Source organism: Kocuria sp. ZOR0020, assembly GCF_000800955.1.
GTDB classification, from domain to species: domain Bacteria; phylum Actinomycetota; class Actinomycetes; order Actinomycetales; family Micrococcaceae; genus Kocuria; species Kocuria subflava.
The window spans coordinates 1-3,280 of sequence record NZ_JROX01000209.1; the positions used below are offsets into that span (position 1 = coordinate 1).

General features: G+C 70.3%; 3 protein-coding genes. All 3 read left to right on the top strand.

Annotated features, from left to right (window positions below; all coding sequences use genetic code 11):
• Positions 1–102 precede the first annotated feature (102 nt).
• Positions 103–1,026: an AAA family ATPase gene (locus tag L979_RS11580; RefSeq protein ID WP_081994409.1), complete on the top strand. Its 924-nt coding sequence runs from the start codon at positions 103–105 to the stop codon at positions 1,024–1,026.
• Between the two features lie 228 nt (positions 1,027–1,254).
• Positions 1,255–2,700 carry a mercury(II) reductase gene (gene merA, locus L979_RS11585; RefSeq protein ID WP_035964295.1) on the top strand — a complete coding sequence of 482 codons (1,446 nt, stop codon included), beginning with the start codon at positions 1,255–1,257 and terminating at the stop codon, positions 2,698–2,700.
• Between the two features lie 75 nt (positions 2,701–2,775).
• Positions 2,776–3,280: FAD/NAD(P)-binding oxidoreductase (locus L979_RS11590; protein WP_047692366.1), on the top strand; the 505-nt coding region annotated here is incomplete at its 3' end.

Consider the following 3,280-nt stretch of genomic DNA (forward strand, 5'->3'; position numbering starts at 1 on the left):
CCCTGCCCGCCGACGACCGCTGGGCACCACCACCCGCCCCGGCGCCGGGCCCGACGGCAGACCCGCCGGCGGAGCCGGCGCCCCGACACCGGTTGCGGACCTATGCCACCGACTGAGCCCGACTCCTCCCGGAGCCTGCTGGGCAAGGACGACGACGGCCGGCGCTTCCTCTCCGGCACGTTCGGGGAAATCGCAGCCTTGGGCCCACCCCCGGACCCCGCATCACCCCTGCTCCTTCCCACCCGGGAGCACCGCCGTTTCACCGAGTTCGCCGACACCGTCCGCGCCCACCGCTACATCGGCCTGTGCTGGGGCCCACCCGGGGTCGGCAAGACCCTCTCGGCCCGCCACTACGCCGGGGCCCCGCAATGGGAGCAGTGGCAAAGAGACCTGGGCGAGGACCGCGAGCCCGGCCCCATCCCTGAGCAGGTCCTGCAGGCCCGCACCGCGCTGTGGACCCCGACCGTCACCGCCAGCCCCCGACAGGTCGACCAAGCCCTCCCGCGGGCCTGCCAACAGATCTCCTACGCCATCGACTACCACCACCACGGCCGCGTCGACCCGTTCGTGCACCCCGACTCGCGTTCCTCCGGGCTCACCGAGCTGCTCATCATCGACGAGGCCGACCGGCTCAAGACCACCGGCCTGGAACAGGTCCGCGACTACTACGACCGCCACACCCTCGGGGTGATCCTCATCGGAATGCCCGGCATCGACAAACGCCTGGCCCGTTACCCCCAGCTCTACAGCCGTGTGGGCTTCGCCCACGAATACCGCCCCCTCACCCCCGAAGAGCTCACCGCCGTCCTGAACCGCCGCTGGCACACCGACGGACTCGCCGGCGAGGACGACGAGTTCACCCAGGCGGTCGCGATCGCCACCATCGCCCGGATCACCGGCGGCAACTTCCGTCTCGTCGACCGCCTCCTCACCCAGATCCAACGCATCCTCACGATCAACCAGTTGGCCACCGTCACCCCCGAAGTGGTCGAAGCCGCCCGCGAGTCACTCCTGATCGGTCACTGAGCACACGGGCCGGCCACCAGCTCCTGAGATCCACCGGCCAGGCAATCGCCTCTGGCAGCGACTCCTCGAAAGGGCCCCCGGGTCTGGGGCACATACGGTCGTGCACATGACATTGCCGCGGTGACGTCTTGACCTTCCTCTTCAGGGGAAGGTGCAGGCTGGGCACAGCACAGCACCGCACACAGACGGCCCGTCGGGGCCTTCATCACGGACTTACGGAGGCCGGTCATGCCTGAGACGGGAACGCACGAAGTGGACCTGGCGATCATTGGTTCCGGCGGTGGTGCGTTCGCCGCCGCGATCCGGGCCACCAATCTCGGCAAATCAGTGGTGATGATCGAGCGTGCCACGGTCGGGGGCACCTGCGTGAACACCGGGTGCGTGCCGTCGAAGGCGCTGCTGGCCGCCGCCGAGGCCCGCCACGTGGCGCTGGACGCCACAGGACGGTTCCCCGGTCTGAGCACGTCGGCCGCCGGGGTGGACATGCCCGGGCTAATCGTCGGCAAGGACGCGCTGGTGGAGGGAATGCGCTCGGACAAGTACCTGGATCTGATCGCCGACTACGGCTGGGAACTGGCCACCGGCGAAGCGGTGTTCACCGGCACCGCCGAGGATCCGGCGCTGGAGGTCACCGGAGCCGACGGTTCCTGCCGCCGGGTGCGGGCGGCCCACTATCTGGTGGCCACCGGCTCCACCCCGATCGTCCCGGAGATCGAGGGTCTGGATCAGGTGGAGTATCTGACGTCGACCACGGCCATGGAGTTGGACGAGGTGCCGGAATCGCTGCTGATCATCGGTGGCGGGTACGTGGGCCTGGAGCAGGCTCAACTCTTCGCCCGCCTGGGCTCGATGGTCACCATGGTCGTGCGGTCCCGGCTGGCCTCCCATGAGGAACCCGAGGTCTCCCGGACCCTGAGGGGCGTGTTCGCCGAGGAGGGCATCCGGGTGATCCCCCGGGCCACCGTCTCCTCCGTGACGCCCGACCGGGACACCGGGGAGGTGGTGGCCACCGTCACGGGCCCGGGCGGGCAGGACACCCTGCGGGCGGGCCGGCTCATGGTCGCGGTCGGGCGCCGTCCGGTCACCGAGAACCTGGGCCTCGGCTCGGTCGGGGTGGACACCGGGGCGCGCGGGGAGATCCTCGTCGACGCCCGGATGGCGACCTCGAATCCGAAGGTGTGGGCGGCCGGGGATGTGACCGGGCACCCCCAGTACGTCTACGTGGCCTCGGCCCACGGGGTCACCGCGGTGGAGAACGCCTTCCACCACACCGGCCAGCAGATCGACTACACCCACCTGCCGCGGGTCACTTTCACCTCCCCGGCCATCGCGGCGGTGGGCATGACCGACCAGCAGGCCCGGGAAGCCGGCCTCCGGTGTGAATGCCGGGTGCTGCCCCTGGAGTACGTGCCCAGGGCGCTGGTCAACCGTGACACCCGCGGGTTCGTGAAGATCGTCGCCGAGGCCGAGACTGGGCGGATCGTGGGTATCACCGCGGTGGCCAAGGACGCCGGGGAGCTTGCCGCGGCCGGGGTCTACATCTTGTCCGCGGGCATGACGGTGGATCAGGTCTCCACCCTGTGGTGCCCGTACCTGACGATGGCCGAAGGCCTCAAGATCGCCGCCCAGTCCTTCCGCACCGACGTCTCCAAACTCTCCTGCTGCGCCGCGTGAGGATCGGTCGGCCTCGAGCATCGAGCACAGCCGGGAGCTGACGACTCAGCAGGCACTGTAACGGAAGGGGAAGTCATGGCCCAGAGGCTGATCGTCATCGGTGGGGACGCCGCGGGGATGAGCGCGGCCTCCGCCGCCCGCCGCCAGCTGCCCCAGGACCAGTTGGAGATCGTGGCCTTCGAGCGGGGCCACTACACCTCGTATTCGGCCTGCGGGATCCCGTACTTCATCGGCAAGGACGTCGCCGACACCACGGAGCTGATCGCCCGTACCCCGCAACAGTTCCGCGACCACCACGCCATCGACGCCCGCACCGGTCACGAGGTCCTGGAGATCGACCTGCACCGCCGCGCCGTGCTCGTGCGCGACCTGACCGCCGGCCGGGAGGCCTGGGAGGGTTTCGATCAGCTCATGGTCGCCACCGGGGCCACCCCGGCCCGCCCGCCACTGCCCGGGATCGATGCGGCCGGTATCCACGGGGTGCAGACCCTCGACGACGGCCTGGCCCTGCGGGCGGTGCTGGAGCGGGACCGGCCGGGCCGGCTACTACCCCGGGGCCAAACCCATCCGCACCAAACTC

What these genes read in the sequence shown, in the direction of transcription:
- L979_RS11580 (WP_081994409.1), top strand. Translation starts at nt 103, where the DNA reads ATGCCACCGACTGAGCCCGACTCCTCCCGGAGCCTGCTGGGCAAGGAC.
- merA (WP_035964295.1), top strand. Translation starts at nt 1,255, where the DNA reads ATGCCTGAGACGGGAACGCACGAAGTGGACCTGGCGATCATTGGTTCC.